Raw genomic sequence first — 18,873 nt, 5'->3', positions numbered from 1 at the left:
CGTAAATGAACAACGAAATGGCAGCAATAATAATGATGATGGTTTGGAATGTTTCGAATGACATAATTATAAACTATATTTCCCCTGTCATTCTGAACGAAACGAAATGAAAAATCTATATCTATTGATTCAGATTCCTCGTCGCTCGTGTCTTGCTTTGTCGGAATGGCATGGTGTTTTACTTTTCAATTTCCCGAAGGTTTTCCATTTTCTTAAGAGCAAGGAACCCTTTGATGTCTTCGAAATGTTCTTTTACCCTTTTATTTCCAAACTCAAAAACTTTGGTAACTAATCCGTCCAGGAAATCCCTGTCGTGGGAAACCAAGATAAGCGTTCCGTCAAAATCCCTCAACGCATCTTTAATAATGTCTTTGGTTTTCATGTCTAAATGATTGGTCGGCTCATCGAGAATTAGCACATTGACAGGCTCTAAAAGCAATTTAATCATTGCCAACCTCGTCTTTTCTCCTCCCGAAAGCACTTTTACTTTTTTAGTCGTATCATCTCCCGAAAACATAAAAGCTCCCAACAAATCTTTGATTTTAGAACGGATATCTCCTACTGCAATTCTGTCAATTGTGTCGAAAACCGTAAGTTCTCCGTCCAGCAAAGATGCTTGATTTTGTGCAAAATATCCAACCTGAACATTGTGTCCGACTTCGAGTTTTCCCTCAAAATCAATTTCTTTCATTATCGCCTTAATCATCGTGGATTTTCCTTCTCCGTTCTTCCCGACAAAAGCCACTTTTTGCCCTCGCTCGATAACCATATTTGCATTTTGAAATACCACGTGATTATCATACGATTTCGACAAATCCTCAACAACTACGGGATATTGACCACTTCTCGGAGACGGAGGAAATTTCAGTCGCAAAGCTGAATTATCCACTTCATCAACTTCCACTAAAACTAATTTTTCCAACATACGTACACGCGACTGCACCTGTTCGGTTTTAGAAAAAGTACCTCGGAAACGTTCTATAAAAGCCTGATTTTCTGCAATGAATTTCTGTTGCTCATCATATGCCTTTTGTTGATGTATTCTTCTATCCTTACGAAGTTCCAGATAGTGAGAATATTTAGCTTTGTAATCGTAAATACGTCCCATTGTAACCTCGATTGTTCGGTTGGTAATATTGTCCACAAAAGCCCTGTCGTGGGAAATTACAATAACAGCTTTTGCTGAATTTATCAGGAAATCTTCCAACCATTCGATACTTTCAATATCCATGTGGTTAGTAGGCTCATCAAGCAAAATCAAATCGGGTTTTTGGAGAAGAATTTTGGCTAATTCAATTCTCATTCTCCAACCTCCTGAAAATTCTGAAGTCGGACGAATGAAATCTTCTCTTGTAAAACCTAACCCTTTTAAGACTTTTTCAACTTCAGCTTCATAATTTACCTCTTCAATCGAATAAAATTTTTCAGATAATTCTGATACCTTTTCGATAAGTTTCATATACTCATCGCTTTCGTAATCTGTACGGATAGTGAGCTGGTTATTGATATTTTCAATCTCATCACGCATTTTGAAAATATCTGAAAAAGCCTTTGAAGTTTCCTCAAAAACAGTCGCATTATCTTTAGTTAGTAAATGCTGAGGAAGATAAGCAATAACCGTTTCTTTCGGTGCAGAAATATTTCCTGTACTCGGTTTGTTCGCCCCTGCTATGATTTTGAGCAAAGTAGATTTACCCGCTCCGTTTTTTCCCATTAAAGCTATTTTGTCGGTTTCGTTTATCGAAAAAGAGACATCACTAAACAAAGTTGTGCCTCCAAACTGTACGGAAATATCATTGACTGTAATCATCTTATTGCTAAAGTTTTTGAAACAGCAAAGATAACGGTAAATTTATGATTTTTACAGGATTTTGTTTTTAAACGACATACTTTGTCCATCACTCTGATTATCTTTGATCAAAATAGATAATTATGGCAAAACAAGATTCTATAAAAAGACAATTTTTAATTGTTGAATTTCTACGAAACAAACCCGCAAATTTTCAACAAATAAATGATTTCCTATTAGATAAAGAGCGTGAAATAGAATACAATTTAACGATAAGTCATCGCACTTTTCAAAGAGATTGTGATGAGATTGCTACATTGTGGGGCATTGAAATTGGATACAACAAACGCGAAAATGTGTACGAAATAACAGATGAATCTGAGGACTCGCATCTCGACCGACTTATGGAAGCATTTGATACCGTGGCACTTTTACAACAATCCAAAACAGTAGGCAATTACATTTATTTGGAAAAACGCAAATCAAAAGGTACCGAGTTTTTCAATGGAATTGTACACGCTATTCAAAACCAATTGGTGGTTACTTTTCAGCTCAATAGCTATTGGAAACCAGCATCACAAAGACGTTGTGTGCCCGTCGCCATTAAAGAATCGCAAAATCGCTATTATTTGATAGGTTATGATTTGGACAAAAAAGCCTTTAGAAATTATGGTTTAGACCGATTGACAAATTTTACCGTTACCCGACAAAAAAAGCAAGCGCCAGCTGCAAATATTGAAAAAATGTACCGCTATGCTTTTGGTATCGAATGTTATAACGAGCCCGTAAAAATTATTTTGAAATTCGATAACGGTCAAAAAGAATACGTGAAATCCTTACCGTTTCACGCATCGCAAAAAATTGTAAATGAAACCGAAGATACTTTTATTGTTGAACTTTTTATGCATCCCACCAACGATTTTGTGATGGAAATTATGCGTCACGGTACTATTTGTGAAGTGTTGGAACCACAATCGTTACGAGAAAATGTACGTGAACAAGTGAATGAACTGTATGAAAAATACAAAAGTTGATTTTGATTTAAAAAGGATGTATCCAAAATAGTAGGAGAAAAAATTACTAATAGCTCCGACAGAGTTCAAAACTCTGTCGGAGTTATTTTTTCATCTAAAGTCCACTTATCTTTTTCTTTAACCGCTACAGAAATTTCACTCGAAGTAACGTGTTAAATTAGATAATCAAACGAACGTAAAATAGTTTTTATGATGGACGTGGTTTGTCTGTTACTCAAACTAATTTTGAAGATATAATAAAAGTTATGGAAGAATTTAATAAGTATATGGATTTAAGTATTGAAGAATTAGACAAGCTAATTATTGAACTTTTTAAAAAAAGACGTTTTGATGATGAGGAAATTGAAGATTTGCTTGACATTAGAAAAAGAAAGCTTGATGCTGAATTTAAATGGACATCTGAAACAAAGGAAAAATTTCTTAAGTTAAACGATTTAATTTGGAACTGTTTCAAAAAGTTATCCAAAGAAGCTAACGATTTACGAGAAGTCTTGCAAAAAAGAGTTGGCGGAAAAGATACTTTTTTACACGATTTTGAGATTGAAGCAATCGTAACTCCCTTTTTCTATGAAGATGTTGGCGGAGAAAAGTACGAAATAGATCATGGAATTGAAGAAGTTTTGATGATGTATTGGAAAGAGCATTTGTTACGATGTTTAGAAACTACGGAAGATAATGATGCTTTTGGCGTTGATAAAGAGATAAATTATAATGACTATTCACTTTATCGTGAGCATTTCTCCAATGATTTTGTATCGCGTCCTATGCATTATTTGTGGGATTTGAGTAATTGGAGTCATCAAGATGTTTTAAAGATCAATCATTTATGGGCAGAATTAGAAGTGAAATACCAACATTTTATGGATGTTTAATGTAAATGTTAATTATCATTTTAAAATATGCTATCTTTAAAAAGAAAAAAACGGGAATGCTGAAAACCGAATAGAGTAGGCAAATTATAAAATGTAATATTATGGCTGAGATTAAAGGCAAAAAATACGGAAAAACTCTATTTTACATTGATGGAAATGAAATAAAAGATAAAAAATATGGTACAACCCTATTCTATATTGATGGATCAGAAGTTAAGGAAAAATCAAAATATGGTTCCGTTAAATTTTATATCAACGGAAACGAGATAAAAGAAAAAAGTAGATATGGGAATGTAAAATACTTTATTGACCGTGATGAGGTTAAAGAAAAATCAAAATATGGGTCATTACGTTATTACATAGATGGTTCTGAGATTAAAGATAAAAATTATGGAAATGTAAAATATTATATAGACGGTTCGTTAACTAAAAATCAATTATACGGATTTTTATCAATTATTTAAGTTTGAATTCATTTAATCTACAAGTAGAAAGTACATTTGTAATTTAGAGTTCTATTTACTATTTTAAAGTTTGTGAAAAATAAAGTGGAAGTTTAATAAGAATAATATAATGAATATATCAGATCAAATTCACAACATCATCAAATCAGATGATTTTGAAAACGTGTTAGAAAAAATAAACACCAATTATTCAAATTTAAAACAAGAAGGAATCATACGGAACGCAATTTTAGAGTTATACAATGAAAAATATGCAAATGAACAATTCAGAGCTTTTGCCGAACATCCAAGAGTACAGAAAAATAATGGAGAAGATAAAAGAAAGAGTAGCAATAGAGTTGATTTATCTATAACAGACCTACATTTATTAGTTGAATGTAAGAAAGAATTAAAGCCAAAAACATACAATATTGAATTAAAATATCACTTTCCAAAACATCGGAATAATTTTTCTGATTATAAGCAGAGCATTTTGTCTGAATTTAAAGACAGAAAAAGTGATATGTTTATTTTAATAGTGGCAGACTGGAATTCAAAAGAAAAAAAAGAGTTTGATGATAAATGGAATATTAAAACTAATTTATCGAAACACCTTTCAAATGATAATAATTGGCAACAGAATTTGAAAGATTCTTTTAACAAAGTAATATGTGATTTAAAAGATTACGAATGTGATTTAATGGAAATAGTGAAAGTTCAGGTTAAAGAACCTTATCTCACCGACTATTATTTTTATTTACTTAGAACAAAATAAATGTTAAAAAATCTGTTCACTGAACAGATTTTTTATTCCCTAAACTCAACACCCACAAACTCAATCTTACATTCTTCATAACCTTTAACGGTTAGGTAATTTCCAAAAGGAGTCATTTCTATTTTAATTTCGGTACCAGAAAAAGTTTCGTTATCCAGATCAGTTTTTCCGTTGTGATTAATTGTTTTTTTAATCATCTGGTATTCCTCTTCGGTTAAATCAATGATGATTTTAGGCATTTTTATATGTTTAAAAATAAGTAACAATAACTTCTTTTTGTAAAATTTCAGTTTTAGTAATAGAATCTTTTGTTCCAGGCGATTTTCCATCCCAAAAGGCAAAAACCAAATCTGCAAATTCAACGATTTCAGTGTTTCGGGCAGAACAAGCATTTCTTCCTAAAAGCTCCCAATTGGGATGAAATATTTTCATTTCCAAAGTGTTTTCTTCGGCAAAACGTTCTGCCAAAGTATCAGCACCTTTTGCGCCACCTGAAACAACTGTTTTAATAAATATGTCATTTGCATCGCAATAAGATGTTACGGTGTTTGAAAGTAGTTCATAATTATTAAAAGTTCTACTTCCTACAATTGCTATTTTCATACAGAAATATTTTGTTTGTAAATTTTTATTTTTGTTCGTTTATTCAATGCAATAGCTTTCATTATTGCATCTTTGGTACCGCTGGAATTCCCGTCCCAAAATGCTATAACAACATCAGCATTTTCAATAATTGTTGTGTTTCTAATAAAGCCCGCACGTTTACCATATTGTTTCCAATCAGGTTTAAAAACAATCATTTCTAATTGATGTTCCATTGCATATTGAGAAGCAAGCGTATCAGCTCCTTTCGCACCACCCGAAACAATATGAGTGCAAACCAGTGAATTACGTTTTAAAAAATCGGACACACTTTTCTTTAAAAAATCATAATCGGTAAATCCCCGACTACCAATAATTGCTAATTTCATAAATTAAATATTTTTGACAAAGCTAATGGGAGGGGTAGCCAAACGGTGTCCTTCAAAAAAATAAAAATATTTATACGACACATTCTGTCCGCCCATCGTTATACATTTGTCAAAAACAACAATGATGAGAACAATAACAGAAGAGCAAAAAACAGCTTTAATAGCTATGAACGAAAAAATAGCTTTGGAAGAAACAAAAGCTGTTGAGAGGTATGAAATCTTACAAAAAGAGTTAAAGCAAATGGTAGCAAACAAAACAATTTGGGATTACAATATAGACCTGAAATTGTGCTGTTTTACGTTTAACGAAGCTTTAAACAAAAAATACAACACCGAAGAAGGCGACCCTGTTTTTGAATGGAATGGAGCAATTTATGAACTTCTTACCGACAGAAAAGAGCATCCAAGTTGGAGCGAAGTAGATTATTTTCGGGGAACAAATTTAGATGGCTTTCAGTTTTGTTATACTTTTTATTGTATTTTGTGCTACTCAAAACTTTCCATAGAAGAAATCCTTTTGATACAGTCAGTTTGGATTGAAATTCCGGTAGATTACCAATGGGAAGCAGAATTAATTAAAATTACCGAATGAAAACCTTTGCAGCTTTAGACTTTGAAACCGCCAATCAGCACCGCAGCAGTGTGTGCAGCATCGGGTTGGTATTTGTAGAAAACGGCATCGTGGTAGATAAATATTACCAACTTATAAAACCTGTTCCCAATTTTTACAGTTATTGGAACACCCAGGTACACGGATTGGTTTTTAACGATACCGAAAACGCACAAGATTTTTCAAGTTTATGGACAGATATTTCCAAACGCATTATAAATATGCCTTTGGTAGCACACAACAGTATGTTTGATGAAGGTTGTTTAAAAGCAGTTTTGTCAGCATACGATTTGCCAATTCATCAAAATAAGTTTTTGTGTACTTACAGAGCAGCAAAAAAAATGTTTCCAAATTTACCCAATCACAAACTGCCCACTGTTTCAAAGTATTTGGGTTTTAATTTAGATAGTCACCACAACGCTTTAGCCGATTCCGAAGCCTGTGCGCATATTGCTTTGCGGGTGTTTTAATATATTTGTAAACCACAAAATAAAGATCATTATGAGCAACAACATATCAACAAAACCAATTAGCAAATTATTAGGAATGAATTTCTTTATTCCTGCATATCAACGAGGGTATCGGTGGACAGAACAGCAAGTAAGGGATTTATTGAATGATATTTGGGGTTTTATAGAATCCGACCCAACAAAAGAAGAATGGTATTGCTTACAACCTATTGTTGTTAAAGCAAGAAATGAGCAATGGGAAGTTATTGATGGACAACAGCGACTTACAACTATTTTTCTTGTTTTGAAGTATTTAGAAAAATTTGTGGAGAGTGAAAGAAAAACTTTTGAGTTAGAATATGAAACAAGAAATACAGAAAAATCAAACAGCAAAGACTTTTTAAATAATGTAGATCAAAAAGCTGAAAATGAAGCATTGGATAATATTGATTATTTCCATATCTACAAGGCATTTGAAGTAATTAAAGAGTGGTTTAAAAAGAAAGCAGAAGCTCACAGTTCAGTTAGTTCAAATTTTATTAAACCCTTTTTGGAAAAAACCAAAGTAATTTGGTACGAAACAAACGAAGATGATGCCGTGCAAATTTTCACTCGCATCAATATGGGTAAAATTGCTTTGACCAATGCTGAACTCATCAAAGCCTTGTTTCTCAATAGTTCAAATTTTAAAACAAATAACATTGTTGATAAAGAAAAAATCCGCTTGAAACAACTGGAAATAGCAAACGAGTGGGATTTTATTGAATATTCATTACATAATGAAGAGTTTTGGCTGTTTATCAACAAAGACGAGAATGAACAAGATACCCGTATTGAATTTCTGTTTGAACTAATTGTCGGAAAGCCTACAAGCAAAGAAGATGACACTTATACTTTCAGAAAATATGCCGAAAAATTTCAAAATAAATCGGAAAAAGAAATCAAAGAAAACTGGAAACAGGTAAAACGCTGTTTTCAAACACTGCAAGATTGGTTTAATGACAGAGAATTGTATCATAAAATCGGATTTTTGGTTACGTTCGGAGAAAACATTAAGACACTTATTGAAAAATCTCAAAGTGAAAGCAAAACAGAGTTTATTGAGTTTGTTGACGGAAAAATCAATGGAAAATTCACAAATGTTCAACTTGCTAAAATTGAATATGGCAATGGAATAATCAGACCCATTTTATTGTTACACAACATTCAAACAATGTTGAAAAACACAAAAGAAAATTCTCGTTTTCCGTTCAATCGTTACAAAAAAGAAAAATGGGATATTGAGCATATTCACGCAAAGGCATCAGAAGCAAAAGTAAAAGACGAATTGGAAGAACAAAGGAATTGGTTAATTGAAAATTTTGAAAAAGACGAATCCGTACACAATAATTATGATTTGAATAAAAGAATCAAAAGTTTAATTGATAATGAATTGGAAAAGAAAGACGAAAATTTTCAAGAAATAATTGAGTATGTCTTGGGAGAAGAAGACGACTTTTTGAGAAACTTATGCCTTTTAGATAGAGGAACTAATCGTTCCTACAAAAATGATGCTTTCAAAATGAAAAGAAAGAAAATTATTGAGCAAGAGAAATTTGGCACTTTTATTCCAATATGCACAAGAAATGTTTTTATGAAGTATTATTCTAACGAACTTAAACAATTGGGGCATTGGTCGGAAACTGATAGAACAGCATATTTTGAGAATATCAAAGAAGTATTGAAACCTTATTTACCAACACAAAATGATTAAGACAATGAGCGAATATAAATTTGAAAAATTAAGTTTTTGGCAGTTATTGGAAAATCGCAGTGTTGAAATTCCTATAATTCAGCGAGATTATGCACAAGGTAGAGCAAAAAAAGAAAAAGTACGAAATGATTTTTTAGATGCACTGAAAAATGCTTTAACAGGAGATCCTGTTGAATTGGATTTTGTCTATGGTAGTGAAGTGAACAATTTTTTGCAACCATTAGACGGACAGCAACGGCTCACAACTTTATTCCTTTTACATTGGTTTATTGCCAACAAAGAAGGAAAATTAGATGAGGTAAAAGAACGCTTGTTGAAATTTACTTATGAAACCCGGACAAGTTCCCGTGAGTTTTGTCAAGAATTGGTTTCTAAAAGTATCGCCTATGAAAACCTGTTGCCAATAAATGAAGGAAAAGAAATAACTACCGAAAATCAATTATCTGAAACCATAAAAAACGCTTCTTGGTTTGTTATTTCGTGGAAAAATGACCCAACTATTTCCGCAATGCTGATCATGCTCGATGCGATTCAAGCAAAATTCAAAGAAAGTTCAGATTGGTGGCAAAAATTGACAGAAACAGAAGAAGATGAATGTCCGATTACTTTTCTTTATATCAAATTGGAAAACTTTGGACTTTCCGATGACTTGTATATCAAAATGAATGCTCGAGGAAAAGCGTTGACACCATTTGAGAATTTTAAATCTCGTTTTGAAAAACATATTAAAGAAAATGGTTGGGAAAAAGAAATTACCAATCCACAAGAAACTTTTGCTCACAAAATAGATACTGTTTGGACAGATTTGTTTTGGAAATATAAAGAAAAAATTGAACGAATAGATGATAATGGAGAAGTATCTATTGAATACAAAATAGACGATAGGCTAACTAATTTTATTACTGGAATAGCAATCAATTATTACGCTCAACGTCTGGAAATACAGCCAGATAAAGATGATGAAGAGAAAACAAGAAAGGAACTTGAACAAAAAAGTAGAACAAAAAATATTACGGAAAACGCTGTAAAACGAGAAAGAATTGAACGAAGAATGATTACTTTGTTCAATAATCCCGACGAAATAATCCCGTCTGATTTCCCAACAAAAGAATCATTTGAATATTTGGTGCAATGCATAGATATATATACAAAAAGTAGTTACACAGAATTAAAGCCTGATATTGATTTATGGAAGTATTGTGAAGAAACGTTATTTAAAGACATTATCCAAAATAAAAAAGCAGAATGGCAAAATAGAGCTATCTTCTATGCTCAAACAATATATTTGTTAAATGCTGATTTTGACGAAAGATCATTCAATGATTGGATACGTGTTGTACGAAACATTGTAGAAAATTCAACTATTGATAGTTCTGCAACATTCGTTTCGGCAGTAAATTTAATTCACGAACTTTCTAATGGTTGCTCCAATATTCACGAATATCTTTCAACAAATACAGTTAATGCTGGACACGCAGAATATCAAGTAAAAGAGGAAATCGAAAAAGCAAAAATAATTATTGAAAACCCTGATGCAAAACAAGTTATTCACGATACAGAAGATACAAGTTTCTGTAAAGGAAAAATTGATTTTGCTTTGTATTGTACGGATTATGATGTTGAAAACCCAAATTCAACAGCATTTAATAAGGGTAAGTCGGAAAAAATACTATTGATAATTACTGACAATTTTGTAGATATGGAAACCAAACTTTCTGATGATTTTAAACGAGCATTTTTAACGATTGGAAGTAATGATTATTATGAAGTCTGGGGAACTTGGTCGTGGAGTTTTGATAGTCATAAAAGATGGTTGTTAGGGAAAAATAATGATTTAAAAGAATTTTTGTTAAGTAAAGATTGGAAAAGAGATTATTTAAAAGAATTATTTACCCAATTAGTTGATAAAAATACTTTTAAGCAAATTATTGATGATTATATTGTTCCTTCTAATATGCCAAATTGGAAACAACGACTAATTAAAGAAGAAAACTTGTTAAACAGTGCAACATTTATTCTTATCCCAAATGATAATTCATATTGCAAATTGGCTTGGCAGCAAAGACCAAGTAGGGAAGACCAAGTAAATAAAATTAAATAAAGTTCATTTTTTTATTTTTATCGGACATATTTTGTCCATAACTACAATTAAATTTGTTAAAAAATCAAACAAAATGGAAAAACAACAATGGTATTACAGCGATTTTAACCGCCAATTACATTATATGCAATTTTGCGAAGAACCCGAATTTTGCAAAGCTTTGGCATATTTACTTACATTTAAAAAGCACGAAAATTTAAAAGTAACGCCACATACATTTTCAATCGAAATAAGCAATGAAAATATCCATATTTTCATCATTCACACGGTATTTTTCCAACAAAAAGAATATGAAAAAGTAAAAGAATTTAAGAACGTTCATTTTGTGTCTTTTGGCAAAGAACTTGCCGAAATGAATGAATTCAGCGAAATGAAAAACGAAATAAAATACATCAGTAAAACTATGTTAATGGCGACCGTAACTACCTTAACAGAGAATGAATTGGTAAATGCAATGGCACGATTTGTAGAAACAGATAATATCTAAACTCGTCTGTTCGAGTAGCGCAGCGTATCGAGAACTTGAAAAATTAACCCAATGAAAAACCTCTATTTAGACGATTTACGTTCTGTTCCCCAAGGTTTTATCGGCGTGCGTTCGTATGCCGAATTTGTAACTTATATTGAAACCAATGGTTTGCCCAATTTTATTTCGTTTGACCACGATTTAGGTTTGCAAGAAAGCGGTTTTGACTGTGCCAAATGGTTGGTAAATTATTGTTTGGATCATAAAGTAAAATTATCTGATTTTACGGTTCATAGTCAAAATCCGGTAGGAAAGAAAAACATTGAGAGTTTATTGAATAATTTTAGAAAACAGTTTTAGAATTGATCATCAATTATAATAACAGACAAATTGCCGTATTTGCCGACACACACGGAATGCACAGGAAGCTTCCTATTAAAGAAGTCGATATTGTCATTCATTTAGGCGATGCGTGTACCTTTGGAAACAACGTACAGTTTACTGATTTCTTAGATTGGTTTAGTAATTATCCCGCAAAATACAAATTGTTTGTAGCCGGAAATCACGAATTACAATGGGAGTTGGAACCAGACGGATTTTTGGAACTGTTTCCACAAAACATTATTTTTTTAGGCATAATACTGAAAAATAGTTGGTAAAAACCTTTGTAAGTCTTATGAATAAAGGGCTGGGTAAAAGTTTTATGAAACGTGTTTCATAAAACTTTTTCTTTGTCTTAAAAATGGCAAAAAAAGCGATGTTGGTCTTGTAAAAGTTTAGATGTAATTGGCTGGGGAAAGCAGAATAATAAACAACGGTTTAAGTGTAAAAATTGTGGTTTATTGTTTACTNAATGGTGTGATGAAGCATTTGGAACGGTTGAAAAAACTCGTTAATATGGCTATTACAATGGATTGGCTGGAAAAAGATCCGTTTGCCAAATACAGACTGCATTTTGACAAAGTAGAAAGAGGGCATTTGTCAAAAGAAGAATTGGCTGTTCTTGAAAAGAAAAATTTTTCTATTGAGCGGCTACAATCGGTGTTGGATATGTTTCTGTTTAGCTGTTACACGGGGCTTGCCTATATTGATATTTCAAAACTCTCCCGTAAACATATTTGTAAAGGTATTGACGGAAAAGATTGGCTGATGACCAAAAGAGAAAAAACAAATACTTTAGTGAAAGTTCCTTTGCTACCACACGCTGTCCAACTTATTTCCAAATACAAAAACCATCCTGTGGCTGTGGCAAACGAAACACTGTTTCCAGTCATAACCAACCAGCGGATGAACGGTTATCTGAAAGAAATAGCGGACCTTTGTAAGATTAAGAAAAACCTTACCTTTCATCTAGCACGGCATACCTTTGCGACCACAGTAACTTTAAGCAATGGCGTTCCGATTGAGTCTGTGAGTAAAATGCTGGGACATACTTCTATTAGAACAACACAAATCTATGCCAAAGTAGTAGAACAAAAGTTGAGTGAAGATATGCAGAACCTAAAGTTAAAAATAGCATCTTCTCAAAGATAATTTTTTACAAACCTACCTTTGAACGCCAAATAATACCTCTGAGTGCCAATTTCATTGTGGCTGTATTCATTTTGCTTTCATTTGTATCAGTATTTAACAATCTAAAACGAATGCAAATGAAAGTAGAGCTAATCACAAAAGCTGATTTGGAAAGTTTTAAAAAGGAACTTTTTGAAGAAATCAGAAGAAACAGATTCCATTTCAAAAAAACAGACGAAGCCCAAAAGGAATGGCTGAAAAGTTATGAAGTAAGAAAGCTTTTGGGAATTTCAGCAGGTACGCTTCAAAACTTACGACTGAACGGAACGTTGCCTTACACTAAAGTCGGCGGATTAATGTATTATCGTTACGATGATATTCGAAAACTAATGGATGGTGTGTAAAATATCATTCATACTTTTAATTCGTGTTCGGGACAATCAATTCGCAGATCTGCAATGTGCAAATCCTGGTTAAGCAATGTGCAAAAATGTTTTTGCCCTTTGTCTGATGATTGATAATAAGAGCAAGACATGCACATTCTTTGAATGGTAATTACTTCCGATTGGTTTAAATGCCGTATAATATTGAGCAAACTCAACAGTAAATTTTCTTTGTCGTCCTGATGTAATTTGTCAATAGGTGTGTGGATTTCTTTGGTGAAAAACGATGTTTTATCCGCTATGTCTTTGCCTTTCTTTGTCAGGTTAATGATATAACTTCTTGTGTCGTGCTGCTCGTATTCTTTGCTTATCAGCTCTTTTTGTTCCAGTGTTTTAATTGTATCGCTGATGGTGGCTTTGGTCATATTAAATTCGTTTGCCAGATAGCTTACTTTTCTTTTTTCTTCGCTGTGATGAAGCAAAAAGATCAGTACCTGAACCTGAATAGGACTTAAGGAAAATTCCTTGCTTTCCTGCCAGAGCAACACACGGAAAGCCTGTGCAATCCGTTCAAGTGAAGCCACAATTTTACTTTCGGTGCTTTGGTTTTGGTGAACTAAGTCAAAGTCTGATTTCATACAGATTAAATTTTATTTGCAGTTTTCCATTTCATAAATGAAATATCCTTTTTGCCTGATCTCACTTTCCCATTGTGGTTTTACCGTTTCAATGTGGCAAAACCGACATTCTTTTGAAGTCAGCGGTTGACCTTGCTGTCCTTTTGTCTTAAGGTATTCTTTGCCGTAATTGTATATTATAGTTGTGTCGCTTATTTCTGTTGGTACAATAATATCAAAGTGCATTATTGTTCCGTCTTTTTTCGTTACATAGGTGTCCCAGACTGCTACTTGCATTTTTATTTATTTTAATTGTTTGTAATGATAAAAATGCCCCGCAAAGGTAGTTGTCCTAACAATGTGGGGCAAATTTTTTAACCTTTTACATCAGCGATAGAAGCACCAAAGTTGATGTGGAGCACATTTCCGTTTGGTGTAACCAAAGCGGGAACAGATTTTACACCTGCTTTTTCTGCTTCGTCAATTCTGTTTCGCACTTCACCAAGGTGAACTACCTCTACATTGTCAGCACCAATAAGGTTAATGATGTCGTGTTCTGCACTTATGCAAACGGGACAACCTGCGTGATAAAAAACTGATTTTTCCATTTTGTTAAGTATTAAATCGTTTTGCAGCAACATTGCTACTGCAAATATAGTTAGTTGTCCTAACTATATAAAATAAAAAGCAAAAAAATTATATACAGGGTGTCCATGATTATTTTTTAGAATACAAGAAGTGGTTTTTCTTTTAAGTCGAAAAGCAAAAATATAAGTAAAATTACTTATTGACTTTTATGCTCGGATCAGAGAACTTTGTTTGCTTAACTATTAAAAATTTTAATTATGACAATTGACAACAACACCGGAGAAGTAATTACATTGGACGAAGCAATTAATTACACGCACACTTTTCAGGAAAACAACCCCGATGCAATTAAATCCTTCTTTGCGGGGATTAACAAAATTAATCGTATCTTGGGGCAGGATGATTGCATCGGCATCCGTTTTTATAATGGAGAAGATCTGGTAACAGGAAAAAACAACCTTGTATTGGTGGGTGTGGATAAAAACGGCGAGGACATAACAACAGGTGTAATTTTAGAAGATTTAGTAACTTGCCCTAATTATTGCCCAAAAAACAGTGTTTTGATAAAACCTTGATTTTGTATTCTATTTTATTATATACGGCTCTTTTTACAGGGATACTCCCTTTGTTAGTGTTGTTTCCAAAAAAAAGAGCCTTTATTTTCAATGAACCTATTGTCCCTTTTATTTGGCTCACAACTATAGCCTCCTTATATGAGTTAGTAGGGTCAATTATTCTAAAAATAAATGTAGATTATTGGTTTCAAATATACTCTTTATTAGAACTTTTGACCATTTTATATTTCTATTTTAAACTGTTTCAACCTCGATTCAAAACGGCTTTACTTTTAGTTTTTACCTTATTGACAGTTACTTATTGTATTTCATTTTATTATTGGGCTGAATATTCTTCGTTTATAGCAAAAGCTATTAATAAAACTCCTTTAACATTCCTTGTGTTGTTGGGGTCTTTCTGGTGGGTAAGGGATTTGTTTAGAAGTGATGAAATACAAAATCTCTGGCAAAATCCGACCTTTTATTTCGTATCGGCTTTTTACATCTATTATTTGGTCACTATGCCTTTGTTTTTAATGGGGAGTTTTATTTTCAACAGCAATTTGTATTTTTATGATTTTGCTATTGTCAATATAATGGCAACACTTATTTTACGAATACTTTTAACTATCGGCGTATGGAAAATGAAACCGGCTTAAAGATTTTCTTCTGGATTGTAACTGCCATTATGTTGTTTAGTGTCTTCACCGTTTTATTGGTAGTTACACTTCATAACAGAAGAACATACAGAATGAAGCAAAAAGAATCAAGAACTCTTATGAGTGCTACCTTCGAAGCTGAAAGAATGGAACGAAAACGTATTGCAGCGGATTTGCACGATGAGGTAAGTGGGGATTTAAATGCATTACAATACCACGTAATCCGGTTAACAGAACAAAATGAAGGTTCAATTAAAAAAGAAGAGTTAGAGAAAATTAGTATCATGCTATCTAAAACATTGAACCATGTAGAGAATATAAGCTACAATTTAATGCCACCAATGTTGCAAGACTATGGACTTATATTAACATTACAGAGCTACTTTGGGCGTATAAGCCAAATATACGCAATGGAGATTACACAAGAGTATCTTGTTAAAAAATTAGACCTTCCAACGGCTCAATCGCATGAACTGTTCCGTGCGATTCAAGAACTGACTACAAACATGATAAAGCACGGTAATGCCAATAAAATCTCTTTCTCGATCTCAATGCAAGAAGATTCAGTTTTTTTCGACGTTTGCGATAATGGAGCTTCTTTTGATTTTTACCAATCATCAAAAAACTCAAAAGGAATGGGAATAAAAAATATTATCTCAAGATTATCAAATATTGATGCCAAACTTGTACAATTTCCGGTAGATCACGGGAACAAGTTTAGAATTACTTTAAAAAACCAGAAATAAATGACAGAAAATACACTAAAAATAGCGATAGCGGATGACCATACCTTATTTAGAGAAAATTTAGCACTATGGATTAATGCCTCTGAAGAACTTGAAGTGGTAATTGAAGCATCAAACGGGAAAGATTTATTAGATAAATTAGAGCATACTAAAGTTGATATTCTCTTATTGGATATACAAATGCCGGTAATGGATGGCTTTGAAGCTGCAAAAATAATAAAGAGAAAATATCGTAAGGTAAAAATACTTATATTAACGCTTATGGATGATATTAGCATGATATCCAAGGTCATTGAAATGGATCTTCATGGTGTTTTTACTAAAAACACATCACCTAAAGAATTGAAAAAAGCTATTTTAGGCTTAAAAGAAGATGGTTTTTATTCAGAAAAAAGTCTCTATTCTCAAATAAAAAACATCAAATCCAACTCCACTTTTGTACTTCCGGAATCAGAACACCCGAATTTTACCGAATCAGAACTTAATATTATTGAGCATTTTGCACAGGGGCTGAAAGCAAAAGAAATAGCAGACATCTTAAATATCAGTAGTCGTACAGTAGAGGTACATAAACAAAACATTTTAGGAAAAAGCGATTTTGATTCAATGATTACAGTGGTTGCCTACTGTTACCATCACAAAATCATAAAAACAGAAGATATATTGTCAAAAATAAATAAACACTGATTGACTTACACATTCAAAACCATACTACTACTAAAATATTTACTCAATACAAATGTAGCAACATATAATTTCTGTATGTTTCTATTCTGATTTTGGTCTCCATTTCAGCAAAATTAACTTTTCAATCAAAAAAACACCCTAAAATATAAGTAAAAACACTTATTGACTGCTATAAAAAGCTATTGTAATTTTGAGGAGTCATCATAGAGAACTACCTAAATTCAATTTTGATTTTAAAAATAAAATTATACGTAATCAATAAAAATTTTATATTATGAAAAACAAATTTAATTTATTAATAGGATTATTATTCCTATCATTTATGGTGTTTTCTTGTAGTGAGGACTACACAGGAAATTCAGATGGCAGCTCGGATAATTCCGAGTATAACAGTTTGAAAAATGTTAATACACCTGTTACGGATTATGCATTTGAAGACATGAGAATTGATATTGGTATTGAACTTTTAAAAGTTCCTAAACGAATTAGGGCAATGACAAACACCTCCGATTTGACCAATAAAGCTTTAGATTGTAGTTTCGGGTTTGGTTTTTGTATAACCATATCAATTGATTGGGATGCGATACAGGCTCCTCACTTAGGAGGAGTAGATCCAATAACAACTGGTGAAAATCAGGTGATAGCAGTGTATAAACCAGATGAAATTACAGAAACAGTGACATTTTACTTTCCAAATGATTTAACTTCATTAGATCAGTTTTCGGAAGAAGATATTCAAGAATTTACAGTTTTTGAAGATTTAGAAATTGCAGAAGGGATGGTATTGAAACCTGGGGACTATCCGTTACAATATGACAGTCTCGGAAATTTAGCATACGTTGTAGATATGTATTGAAAAATCTATTTGAAATACACAGTAATTTCATCATAAATCAGGCAAAAAGAAGCGAACACGTTTCTTTTTGTCGTTAATCCTAAATGTCTTAAATTGCATTACAAGCGTCTGTAACTTAAAATCACTAAATATTTAATCATATGAATCTATTTTTTAAAATTATTATGTTATTATTTCCTGCCATCTTATTAGGACAAGGTGCAGAGATTAAGGAAACTCCTGAGGAATACCTGAATCATATTGTAGAAACATGGAACGTGGACAGCAACAAAATTGTTTACATTTCTAATGAAACCTCAATGGTCGATTTAGCTCAGAACCTGCATAATTCCGTCTTATCCTTTACAAAAGGAGAGCTTTCTACAAGTGCTGAAATTTTAGACGGAAGAAGAGAAGTTGATGAATCGGTTTGTGGTTTGGCTTTAAATAACCTGAATGTAGAAAATGTAGAAGAAAATCTGAAAGACGGAAAAGATTATACTAAATTCCATTTGAAAAAGTTGGCAGATAATACCGATTTTAATTTAACTGACAGCACTACTGCTATCTTGATTTATTCAAAGAAAATGGATTATGTTATACAGGATTATTTTAAAGTTTTAGAAGAGTTTGCCGGACAAGGCGTGGATTATGTTATCATTACTTTCGATAATGAAATTACCAGTCAGATTCCGGGAGCATTAAATAACGGTTAAAATTATTGAGCTAAATAACAATTGGAATCAAAATGTAGTTTTTAATTTTAAACACCTCAACATTATCAAAAACAGAGTTTGACTATTTGTAGTTGAACTCTGTTTTTCTGTTTAAAAAGATTTACAAATCTTCCTGTTAACTAAAATTTAACTTTTAAAACAGTGAAAACACCTAAATATAAGTAAAAACACTTATTGACTGGCTTGTTAAAGGTTTCTAAATTGCACACATCATTTTATCTGTTAAAAAACTGATTGCAAAAATTATAACACCCGCCAGCCTTTTTTGAAGGATTCCGTAAAGATGATTGAA

The 18,873-nt window shown here is 32.4% G+C and carries 26 protein-coding genes and 1 pseudogene; 20 read left to right on the top strand and 7 right to left on the bottom strand.

Annotated features, from left to right (window positions below; all coding sequences use genetic code 11):
- Positions 1–178 precede the first annotated feature (178 nt).
- Entirely contained in the window at positions 179–1,810 is a 1,632-nt protein-coding gene (locus tag CDL10_RS00520) for an ABC-F family ATP-binding cassette domain-containing protein (protein WP_100676716.1), read from the bottom strand.
- A gap of 122 nt (positions 1,811–1,932) precedes the next feature.
- Between CDL10_RS00520 and CDL10_RS00515 the strand changes: the two genes are divergently transcribed.
- The 4 genes from CDL10_RS00515 to CDL10_RS00500 all read left to right on the top strand — a co-directional run bounded on the left by CDL10_RS00515 (position 1,933) and on the right by CDL10_RS00500 (position 4,913).
- Positions 1,933–2,823: a helix-turn-helix transcriptional regulator gene (locus CDL10_RS00515; protein WP_100676715.1), complete on the top strand. Its 891-nt coding sequence runs from the start codon at positions 1,933–1,935 to the stop codon at positions 2,821–2,823.
- Between the two features lie 245 nt (positions 2,824–3,068).
- Positions 3,069–3,695 (top strand): hypothetical protein, encoded by a 627-nt coding sequence (locus CDL10_RS00510; protein ID WP_100676714.1) that lies wholly within the window; start codon positions 3,069–3,071, stop codon positions 3,693–3,695.
- Between the two features lie 101 nt (positions 3,696–3,796).
- Entirely contained in the window at positions 3,797–4,159 is a 363-nt protein-coding gene (locus CDL10_RS00505) for a hypothetical protein (RefSeq protein WP_100676713.1), read from the top strand.
- Between the two features lie 109 nt (positions 4,160–4,268).
- Positions 4,269–4,913, top strand: coding sequence for a hypothetical protein (locus CDL10_RS00500; RefSeq protein WP_100676712.1), 645 nt, complete (start codon positions 4,269–4,271; stop codon positions 4,911–4,913).
- Positions 4,914–4,945: 32 nt separating this feature from the next.
- Here CDL10_RS00500 and CDL10_RS00495 read toward each other — a convergent pair whose 3' ends face one another.
- Genes CDL10_RS00495 through CDL10_RS00485 form a run of 3 tightly spaced genes read right to left on the bottom strand, consistent with a single transcriptional unit; the run spans position 4,946 to position 5,884 of the window.
- Positions 4,946–5,152: a hypothetical protein gene (locus tag CDL10_RS00495; protein WP_133119431.1), complete on the bottom strand. Its 207-nt coding sequence runs from the start codon at positions 5,150–5,152 to the stop codon at positions 4,946–4,948.
- Positions 5,153–5,162: 10 nt separating this feature from the next.
- The gene (locus CDL10_RS00490; RefSeq protein ID WP_100676710.1) at positions 5,163–5,516 is read right to left on the bottom strand and encodes a DUF2493 domain-containing protein; all 354 of its coding nucleotides are present in this window, start codon (positions 5,514–5,516) and stop codon (positions 5,163–5,165) included.
- Entirely contained in the window at positions 5,513–5,884 is a 372-nt protein-coding gene (locus CDL10_RS00485) for a DUF2493 domain-containing protein (RefSeq protein WP_100676709.1), read from the bottom strand. The genes CDL10_RS00490 and CDL10_RS00485 overlap by 4 nt, the downstream gene beginning before the upstream one ends.
- A gap of 121 nt (positions 5,885–6,005) precedes the next feature.
- Here CDL10_RS00485 and CDL10_RS00480 point away from each other — a divergent pair, with 121 nt between their 5' ends.
- The 10 genes and pseudogenes from CDL10_RS00480 to CDL10_RS00440 all read left to right on the top strand — a co-directional run bounded on the left by CDL10_RS00480 (position 6,006) and on the right by CDL10_RS00440 (position 13,179).
- The gene (locus CDL10_RS00480; RefSeq protein WP_133119430.1) at positions 6,006–6,476 is read left to right on the top strand and encodes a hypothetical protein; all 471 of its coding nucleotides are present in this window, start codon (positions 6,006–6,008) and stop codon (positions 6,474–6,476) included.
- Entirely contained in the window at positions 6,473–6,964 is a 492-nt protein-coding gene (locus CDL10_RS00475; protein WP_100676707.1) for a 3'-5' exonuclease, read from the top strand. The genes CDL10_RS00480 and CDL10_RS00475 overlap by 4 nt, the downstream gene beginning before the upstream one ends.
- Positions 6,965–6,995: 31 nt before the next feature.
- Positions 6,996–8,696 (top strand): DUF262 domain-containing protein, encoded by a 1,701-nt coding sequence (locus tag CDL10_RS00470; protein WP_100676706.1) that lies wholly within the window; start codon positions 6,996–6,998, stop codon positions 8,694–8,696.
- A gap of 4 nt (positions 8,697–8,700) precedes the next feature.
- Positions 8,701–10,797, top strand: a complete 2,097-nt coding sequence (locus CDL10_RS00465; RefSeq protein WP_165772962.1) for a DUF262 domain-containing protein — start codon at positions 8,701–8,703, stop codon at positions 10,795–10,797.
- Between the two features lie 73 nt (positions 10,798–10,870).
- The gene (locus CDL10_RS00460) at positions 10,871–11,284 is read left to right on the top strand and encodes a hypothetical protein (protein ID WP_100676704.1); all 414 of its coding nucleotides are present in this window, start codon (positions 10,871–10,873) and stop codon (positions 11,282–11,284) included.
- Positions 11,285–11,335: 51 nt separating this feature from the next.
- A complete protein-coding gene (locus tag CDL10_RS00455) occupies positions 11,336–11,623 on the top strand; it encodes a cyclic-phosphate processing receiver domain-containing protein (protein ID WP_100676703.1) in 288 nt (95 codons plus the stop codon).
- Between the two features lie 2 nt (positions 11,624–11,625).
- A complete protein-coding gene (locus tag CDL10_RS00450; RefSeq protein ID WP_100676702.1) occupies positions 11,626–11,922 on the top strand; it encodes a metallophosphoesterase in 297 nt (98 codons plus the stop codon).
- 108 nt (positions 11,923–12,030) lie between these two features.
- Positions 12,031–12,159 (top strand): annotated as a pseudogene (locus CDL10_RS11625) (IS1/IS1595 family N-terminal zinc-binding domain-containing protein); the annotation flags it as partial.
- On the top strand, positions 12,125–12,796 hold the full coding sequence (locus CDL10_RS00445; protein WP_100678587.1) for a site-specific integrase: 672 nt from the start codon (positions 12,125–12,127) through the stop codon (positions 12,794–12,796). The pseudogene CDL10_RS11625 and the gene CDL10_RS00445, both read left to right, overlap by 35 nt.
- A gap of 116 nt (positions 12,797–12,912) precedes the next feature.
- Positions 12,913–13,179, top strand: a complete 267-nt coding sequence (locus tag CDL10_RS00440) for a helix-turn-helix domain-containing protein (RefSeq protein ID WP_100678586.1) — start codon at positions 12,913–12,915, stop codon at positions 13,177–13,179.
- Between the two features lie 8 nt (positions 13,180–13,187).
- Here the strand turns inward: CDL10_RS00440 and CDL10_RS00435 are convergent, their stop codons facing one another.
- The 3 genes from CDL10_RS00435 to CDL10_RS00425 form a co-directional block, all read right to left on the bottom strand.
- The gene (locus CDL10_RS00435) at positions 13,188–13,796 is read right to left on the bottom strand and encodes a MarR family winged helix-turn-helix transcriptional regulator (protein ID WP_100676701.1); all 609 of its coding nucleotides are present in this window, start codon (positions 13,794–13,796) and stop codon (positions 13,188–13,190) included.
- A gap of 12 nt (positions 13,797–13,808) precedes the next feature.
- Entirely contained in the window at positions 13,809–14,072 is a 264-nt protein-coding gene (locus CDL10_RS00430) for a DUF2024 family protein (protein ID WP_100676700.1), read from the bottom strand.
- Positions 14,073–14,149: 77 nt separating this feature from the next.
- Positions 14,150–14,383: a thioredoxin family protein gene (locus CDL10_RS00425; RefSeq protein ID WP_100678585.1), complete on the bottom strand. Its 234-nt coding sequence runs from the start codon at positions 14,381–14,383 to the stop codon at positions 14,150–14,152.
- Between the two features lie 237 nt (positions 14,384–14,620).
- Here CDL10_RS00425 and CDL10_RS00420 point away from each other — a divergent pair, with 237 nt between their 5' ends.
- The 6 genes from CDL10_RS00420 (at position 14,621) to CDL10_RS00395 (ending at position 18,560) form a co-directional block, all read left to right on the top strand.
- The gene (locus CDL10_RS00420; protein WP_100676699.1) at positions 14,621–14,938 is read left to right on the top strand and encodes a hypothetical protein; all 318 of its coding nucleotides are present in this window, start codon (positions 14,621–14,623) and stop codon (positions 14,936–14,938) included.
- A gap of 2 nt (positions 14,939–14,940) precedes the next feature.
- Positions 14,941–15,576 (top strand): hypothetical protein, encoded by a 636-nt coding sequence (locus CDL10_RS00415; RefSeq protein ID WP_133119429.1) that lies wholly within the window; start codon positions 14,941–14,943, stop codon positions 15,574–15,576.
- Entirely contained in the window at positions 15,555–16,322 is a 768-nt protein-coding gene (locus CDL10_RS00410; RefSeq protein WP_100676697.1) for a sensor histidine kinase, read from the top strand. The genes CDL10_RS00415 and CDL10_RS00410 overlap by 22 nt, the downstream gene beginning before the upstream one ends.
- Positions 16,323–17,009: a response regulator transcription factor gene (locus tag CDL10_RS00405; RefSeq protein WP_100676696.1), complete on the top strand. Its 687-nt coding sequence runs from the start codon at positions 16,323–16,325 to the stop codon at positions 17,007–17,009.
- A gap of 274 nt (positions 17,010–17,283) precedes the next feature.
- Positions 17,284–17,865 (top strand): hypothetical protein, encoded by a 582-nt coding sequence (locus tag CDL10_RS00400; RefSeq protein ID WP_133119428.1) that lies wholly within the window; start codon positions 17,284–17,286, stop codon positions 17,863–17,865.
- 164 nt (positions 17,866–18,029) lie between these two features.
- Complete coding sequence (locus tag CDL10_RS00395; protein WP_133119427.1) at positions 18,030–18,560, top strand: hypothetical protein; 531 nt, start codon at positions 18,030–18,032, stop codon at positions 18,558–18,560.
- Positions 18,561–18,873: the final 313 nt, after the last annotated feature.

This window comes from Avrilella dinanensis (assembly GCF_002807015.1).
Taxonomy (GTDB): domain Bacteria; phylum Bacteroidota; class Bacteroidia; order Flavobacteriales; family Flavobacteriaceae; genus Flavobacterium; species Flavobacterium dinanensis.
Note: the sequence above shows the minus strand (reverse complement) of the source record. Positions and strands in the feature narration are given on the sequence as shown.

Coding starts and splice junctions, on each gene's coding strand:
- CDL10_RS00410 (WP_100676697.1), top strand. CDS start 15,555: ATGGAAAATGAAACCGGCTTAAAGATTTTCTTCTGGATTGTAACTGCC.
- CDL10_RS00445 (WP_100678587.1), top strand. CDS start 12,125: ATGAAGCATTTGGAACGGTTGAAAAAACTCGTTAATATGGCTATTACA.
- CDL10_RS00505 (WP_100676713.1), top strand. CDS start 3,797: ATGGCTGAGATTAAAGGCAAAAAATACGGAAAAACTCTATTTTACATT.
- CDL10_RS00515 (WP_100676715.1), top strand. CDS start 1,933: ATGGCAAAACAAGATTCTATAAAAAGACAATTTTTAATTGTTGAATTT.
- CDL10_RS00425 (WP_100678585.1), bottom strand. CDS start 14,383: ATGGAAAAATCAGTTTTTTATCACGCAGGTTGTCCCGTTTGCATAAGT.
- CDL10_RS00400 (WP_133119428.1), top strand. CDS start 17,284: ATGAAAAACAAATTTAATTTATTAATAGGATTATTATTCCTATCATTT.
- CDL10_RS00455 (WP_100676703.1), top strand. CDS start 11,336: ATGAAAAACCTCTATTTAGACGATTTACGTTCTGTTCCCCAAGGTTTT.
- CDL10_RS00405 (WP_100676696.1), top strand. CDS start 16,323: ATGACAGAAAATACACTAAAAATAGCGATAGCGGATGACCATACCTTA.
- CDL10_RS00520 (WP_100676716.1), bottom strand. CDS start 1,810: ATGATTACAGTCAATGATATTTCCGTACAGTTTGGAGGCACAACTTTG.
- CDL10_RS00510 (WP_100676714.1), top strand. CDS start 3,069: ATGGAAGAATTTAATAAGTATATGGATTTAAGTATTGAAGAATTAGAC.
- CDL10_RS00460 (WP_100676704.1), top strand. CDS start 10,871: ATGGAAAAACAACAATGGTATTACAGCGATTTTAACCGCCAATTACAT.
- CDL10_RS00475 (WP_100676707.1), top strand. CDS start 6,473: ATGAAAACCTTTGCAGCTTTAGACTTTGAAACCGCCAATCAGCACCGC.
- CDL10_RS00440 (WP_100678586.1), top strand. CDS start 12,913: ATGAAAGTAGAGCTAATCACAAAAGCTGATTTGGAAAGTTTTAAAAAG.
- CDL10_RS00420 (WP_100676699.1), top strand. CDS start 14,621: ATGACAATTGACAACAACACCGGAGAAGTAATTACATTGGACGAAGCA.
- CDL10_RS00485 (WP_100676709.1), bottom strand. CDS start 5,884: ATGAAATTAGCAATTATTGGTAGTCGGGGATTTACCGATTATGATTTT.
- CDL10_RS00470 (WP_100676706.1), top strand. CDS start 6,996: ATGAGCAACAACATATCAACAAAACCAATTAGCAAATTATTAGGAATG.
- CDL10_RS00430 (WP_100676700.1), bottom strand. CDS start 14,072: ATGCAAGTAGCAGTCTGGGACACCTATGTAACGAAAAAAGACGGAACA.
- CDL10_RS00500 (WP_100676712.1), top strand. CDS start 4,269: ATGAATATATCAGATCAAATTCACAACATCATCAAATCAGATGATTTT.
- CDL10_RS00465 (WP_165772962.1), top strand. CDS start 8,701: ATGAGCGAATATAAATTTGAAAAATTAAGTTTTTGGCAGTTATTGGAA.
- CDL10_RS00490 (WP_100676710.1), bottom strand. CDS start 5,516: ATGAAAATAGCAATTGTAGGAAGTAGAACTTTTAATAATTATGAACTA.
- CDL10_RS00480 (WP_133119430.1), top strand. CDS start 6,006: ATGATGAGAACAATAACAGAAGAGCAAAAAACAGCTTTAATAGCTATG.
- CDL10_RS00495 (WP_133119431.1), bottom strand. CDS start 5,152: ATGCCTAAAATCATCATTGATTTAACCGAAGAGGAATACCAGATGATT.
- CDL10_RS00395 (WP_133119427.1), top strand. CDS start 18,030: ATGTTATTATTTCCTGCCATCTTATTAGGACAAGGTGCAGAGATTAAG.
- CDL10_RS00435 (WP_100676701.1), bottom strand. CDS start 13,796: ATGAAATCAGACTTTGACTTAGTTCACCAAAACCAAAGCACCGAAAGT.